Origin of the sequence: Rhodopirellula maiorica SM1, assembly GCF_000346295.1 — a bacterium.
In the GTDB taxonomy this organism is placed as follows: domain Bacteria; phylum Planctomycetota; class Planctomycetia; order Pirellulales; family Pirellulaceae; genus Novipirellula; species Novipirellula maiorica.
The window spans coordinates 1-4,627 of record NZ_ANOG01000286.1 but is presented as its reverse complement, the minus strand read 5'-3'; the positions used below and the strand labels follow the sequence as shown (position 1 = coordinate 4,627).

Here is a 4,627-nt window from a genome sequence, read left to right as displayed (position 1 = left end):
GACCGAGCGTCCCGGGACGACAAGCCTAACAACATCAGGTTGCGAATACGAGTTCTCGACTCCTTCCGCTGTTTCCAGTAGCATGCTCGCCTCGAACTTCTTTTGACACACGCGAAGCTGCTCCTGCTTGTTATTAAAATCTTTGTGGTCGCACCAATCTTTCTGTCCTCGCTTGCGACGTGGACAACTGAAGATCTCGGAGCCTACTTTTACAACTAGCAGGTATACGAGGTGCTAGACGCTCTTCGCGAATCTCGCGGCGAGAGAGCTCTGCAGATGCGCAGAAAGGAATATTGGTGACTGAAAGATCAAGGCCCCGGACGATGGCAACATGACAGGAGTAACTCAAGCTCGCCCCCATTGCTGGTTCCGGGTCAGCATTCACGAATGGTACGTGAATACGCAGTTAGAAAGTGTAAAGAAAATCGGGCAGCAACCGTCAAAACGGATTCAACTAACCTTTAACTGGAGTATCACTTGGTTTCCCCTAGCTAAAGTGCTATATGGTAGACTCTTTCTAACGGATCAGCCGTCCTGATCCGAGTCGCAGGTGCCATCCCCAGCGGCGACAAAGTTTAACGCACAATTGTGCAAGCACTTTCTGTGCCTCCATAGATCGCATTTTGTTATCCCACTAAACCATATCCTCTTCATCTGTGCTTATTTGTACACTGAAACGTTAGGCGACGAATGCTAATTCAGTAGCCGCAATATCGAAAACGAATGCATTGGATATTTGTGCATCGCATCAATAGAAGAATTGTCTAAATCTAGATCTACACCCCGTACAAAGGAATAATGAGATGCCCGACGAGAAAGAAACATGCGGACTAGAAATCGACGAGAATGGAAATGTTCGCACAACGGTTGAAACATTATTGTCTGCCGAACGCGGCGATTATACGTGTTGGTTCTATCCACCAACTGAAAATGTAAAAATCTTCGCAGAAAATTTTGAGGACGCATTGCGGAAGTGCAACAAGATTGCAGAAGACAAGCCGACCGGTCTGTCAAACGTAACCGGATGATGACGATGCTTGGAACGAATCTACGCGGTACTATTCACGGACATAGATTACCTCGGTCATCATTTCGATTATCGCAGAATTGCAACCGAATCTAAGGAACTGTTCGGAAACAACTTCGGCAATCAGGTAGATTGAAGAGGACACATTTCCTCGGAGGTTTACCATGGATTACTACAGTTCGGACGTTGTAACTCATATGCAAGCTCTGTATCACTCGCTTTCAGAGAAAGACCGGCGGCGGTACGCGGCGATCGAAGCTGAAAAGCTCGGTCACGGCGGAATCGAGTACATTGCAAAACTCTTTGGCTGCCATCGTGATACGATTCGACAGGGACGCGCGGACATCGAAGCTCTGCCAGAGGATCCTGCTGAAGGACGTGTAAGAAAAAAGGGGGCGGCAGGAGAAATGCTAGCTGCTGCCAGCCCGGGATTATCCAAGCGATTGAAGAAGAAGTTAAAACGCAAACGGCGGGCTCGCCCGTCGAAGACGGAGCCATCTGGACCAACATGGGACTGAGGACGATTGCGGACAGAATTGCCAGCAGTGGATTCAACGCTTCCCTCGGAGTGATTGGCCAGATTCTCAGCGGAACGCTCGGGCTCGGTCGTCGCAAAATCTCCAAGGACATTCCGTTGGGCAGTAGTGAATTCCGCGAAGAGCAATTTGATCGCATCGCAGCACTACGTCGCGAGTACGAATCGCATGGCTGGCCAGTGATCAGCGTCGATACGAAGAAGAAGGAACTCATCGGGTATTTCGCACGCAGCGGTAGAGCCTGGACCGACGGAACGCTTCACGCTTTTGATCACGACTTCGGCTCTTGCTCAAACTCAGCAAAGGCCATTCCGTATGGCGTCTATGACACGGTAGCCAACGACGGATTCGTTTATCTTGCAACCGGTTCGGATACCGGCGAATTGGCAGCCGATGCGTTGAGACGATGGTGGCATCGATTGGGCCGAAGTCGGTACGAGGGGCTGGCGGTGTTCTAGTATTGGCGGATTGCGGAGGAAGCAATGGTTACCGGGTGCGTCTTTACCGCGAACGTTTACATGCGCTGGCGGTCAACCTTGATCTTTCGATTCGCGTGGCCCACTTACCTCCGTACTGCTCAAAGTACAACCCGATTGATCACCGACTGTTTTGCCACCTGAGTCGTGCCATCAGTGGCAGACTGGTTGAATCATTAAATTGGATGCAGTTGCTATTCTCCCGAGTGACGACCACCGTCGGATTAAAAGTTATGTGCGAATTAGCTAGGAAGGCTTATCGATCAGGACAGAAGGCGACCGAATCGTTCCGCCAAAATGAGCCGACGATCCGCGACAAAGTCCTGGGCCAGTTCAACTATGTACTCCGTCCATAAAATGACGAAGTTATTTCCGAACGGTTCCTAAGCGGACAAATTGTGCACAAAAAAATACACAAGAGAGGAAACGGGTATTAACTTCTCCTACAAACGCCCGGTTGCAGCTGCGTTTATGCGAGAACGAGCGTTAGCAGGCCAAATGATTAAGTTAACCCACGAAGGAATTTCCCGATGAACCACCACGACGATGATGATTTGCCCGACGAAGTAGCGACCGCGTCTAATCCGTTTAAGACTCATTCCTTTCATGACAAAAATGAGTTTGAGTCGAGTTTCCCTGCGGTTGAGGTTGGCGACATTATTTACCTTGACTTGCGCGGAGAGACCCATAATGACATGATCGCTTTCAGCATGGAAGGCTACTTCTCTCGTGTCTTCGGACCGAAGAATTGGCACAGGATTTGCAAGATCCGCGAGTAATCTAGTAAAGACACGGACTCATATCACATCGGCAGCAGCGTGTTGTCGCAAGTAGATAGCGTGGATAGGCGTCTGCTCATCCTGCGGAATACAGCTCGTGGCCTTCTTGCGGCATGGCATGTGGAAACAACGAGAAAGTGGTTTGTCGACGTGCCCTCCAATATACCGATTGCATCTCTCCCGACGAGTGAATTTCGAGGATCACTACGGTTGGTATTTGTGGGTGAATCGACTGAGCCGTTGAGCATTTAGGCAGTAGTTCGAAGCCTTGCAATTTAAACAGAAAGCCAGTCGGCCTTTGACATCGCGAGGCACGAGCCGATGTCAAAGGGCTTTGTTCATGATGGCGGGAGATCTCTTGATCAAGCATTTGTGATTTGCCTCGACGTCTCACTCATGATTGCTGTGAGCCAGCCAATAGGACGATGCAGGAACGCCTCAGGCGGGGCGATGCCACTTTTCGCGTAAGACAGACGGTCGGAACGATTTTTTTGATTCGAACCTGGCGACGTCCACGCACAACATCAGCGGACACCTTCCTGATGGCGTTCCGATTGAATCGATTCAATCGGTGGTATGGGGGCGGCTCATCCGCTGTCGAAGCATCCAGACGCTCGCCCGCTCGCAACTCACCACCGCAGTCCGAGCAATGTAGTGGGATGTCGGCGGTTTCACCTGTGCATCATGTACGCTGGCCGGCCAGAACGTCCACACCAAGAATAACACACTAGTAAACGGACCTCGTCAAAATTAATCTTCGAGTTCGCGCTCATCCAACCGTAGCGCCGGACCTTTTGAAAGTCAGCCGGAAGCATGTGCTGAACGAAGCTCTTCACCCAGGCTGTTCCCTGGACGTTCCGATTCACTGCGGAAGTGGATTTCGATGGACGCACCGTGTAAGTCATCGACCGCTACGATTCGCTAATCACGTGATGCCACACGATGACCGTAAGGGGCTGAGTATTTCAGCATGGCATTGCCATGTCCAAGCGTTTGGATTTCGACAACGAATTTCTCTTCCGAACCCCCTACCGGGACGCAGTTGTACAGCCCGCAGGTTCGGAGCTGATCAGCCAGCTTCACTTTGTAGACTCGCACCGATATATCGTGGTGAAACAGGAAGTATACTTCGGTGTGCTCTCCTGTGACTCGGGTTGGCCGTCAGCATCCAACTTCACCCCGCTTCCGTGAACGACATGGTGAACGTGAGGATGACAGAGCATTTGGTCGCCCAGTTAACGCTGCTGTAATTTGAAGCAACCGATATCTTCCCCGCTGTTCTCATTTGCTTCCTGAAGGATTCCTCAAGCTATCCGTAGCCACAATCTTATTGTAGTTCGATAGTGACAATTGTCAGTTTGCGCTCAAACAGTACCAGTGATTGGCGCCTCAAACGGTACCAATTGATCCCACACCCCGGTCCCTTGTCCGATGGTGGGTTTTCACATCCGAAAACCCACCGACGAGGGCCTCATGGCGAATTAACTGGCGATGGACAAGTCCTTAGCAATCAACAACTTACGCATTGCAGGGTATTCTGAGCGACGGATCGCAAAGACTCTCGGCGTCTCCCGCGGGGCAGTTCGGCGGCATTTGACCTGCGAAAGCTCAAACAGTACCAAAGCGCCAACGGCTCCGAGCGATACAGCGCCAACCGGGCCTGCGGATTCAAACAGTACCATAGCGCCAACCGGGTCTGACCGGCCTCAAGCGACCGATGCGGTGGCAGCCGGTAACAGTCAGTGCGAGCCGTTTCGCGACATCGTCATCGAGAAATGCCAAGCCGGTCTATCCGCCCGCCGCATCCAT

Annotated in this window: 4 protein-coding genes and 1 pseudogene; 4 read left to right on the top strand and 1 reads right to left on the bottom strand. The window is 51.3% G+C overall.

Annotated features, from left to right (window positions below; translation table 11 throughout):
- Window positions 1–803: 803 nt before the first annotated feature.
- The 4 genes and pseudogenes from RMSM_RS09385 (at window position 804) to RMSM_RS09365 (ending at window position 2,818) form a co-directional block, all read left to right on the top strand.
- Window positions 804–1,028, top strand: coding sequence for a hypothetical protein (locus RMSM_RS09385; RefSeq protein WP_008694650.1), 225 nt, complete (start codon window positions 804–806; stop codon window positions 1,026–1,028).
- Window positions 1,029–1,191: 163 nt separating this feature from the next.
- Window positions 1,192–1,545 carry a hypothetical protein gene (locus tag RMSM_RS09380; RefSeq protein WP_040764974.1) on the top strand — a complete coding sequence of 118 codons (354 nt, stop codon included), beginning with the start codon at window positions 1,192–1,194 and terminating at the stop codon, window positions 1,543–1,545.
- Window positions 1,458–2,395 (top strand): annotated as a pseudogene (locus tag RMSM_RS43755) (ISAzo13 family transposase). The gene RMSM_RS09380 and the pseudogene RMSM_RS43755 overlap by 88 nt, the downstream one beginning before the upstream one ends.
- A 174-nt stretch (window positions 2,396–2,569) precedes the next feature.
- The gene (locus RMSM_RS09365) at window positions 2,570–2,818 is read left to right on the top strand and encodes a hypothetical protein (RefSeq protein ID WP_008694643.1); all 249 of its coding nucleotides are present in this window, start codon (window positions 2,570–2,572) and stop codon (window positions 2,816–2,818) included.
- Window positions 2,819–3,489: 671 nt separating this feature from the next.
- On the opposite strand, the gene RMSM_RS43750 is transcribed toward RMSM_RS09365, so the two are convergent.
- Window positions 3,490–3,723, bottom strand: a complete 234-nt coding sequence (locus RMSM_RS43750) for a transposase (protein WP_144057514.1) — start codon at window positions 3,721–3,723, stop codon at window positions 3,490–3,492.
- Window positions 3,724–4,627: the final 904 nt, after the last annotated feature.

Bases quoted from the DNA above. Each gene is read 5' to 3' on its own strand.
- RMSM_RS43750 (WP_144057514.1), bottom strand. From the start codon at position 3,723: ATGACTTACACGGTGCGTCCATCGAAATCCACTTCCGCAGTGAATCGG.
- RMSM_RS09380 (WP_040764974.1), top strand. From the start codon at position 1,192: ATGGATTACTACAGTTCGGACGTTGTAACTCATATGCAAGCTCTGTAT.
- RMSM_RS09365 (WP_008694643.1), top strand. From the start codon at position 2,570: ATGAACCACCACGACGATGATGATTTGCCCGACGAAGTAGCGACCGCG.
- RMSM_RS09385 (WP_008694650.1), top strand. From the start codon at position 804: ATGCCCGACGAGAAAGAAACATGCGGACTAGAAATCGACGAGAATGGA.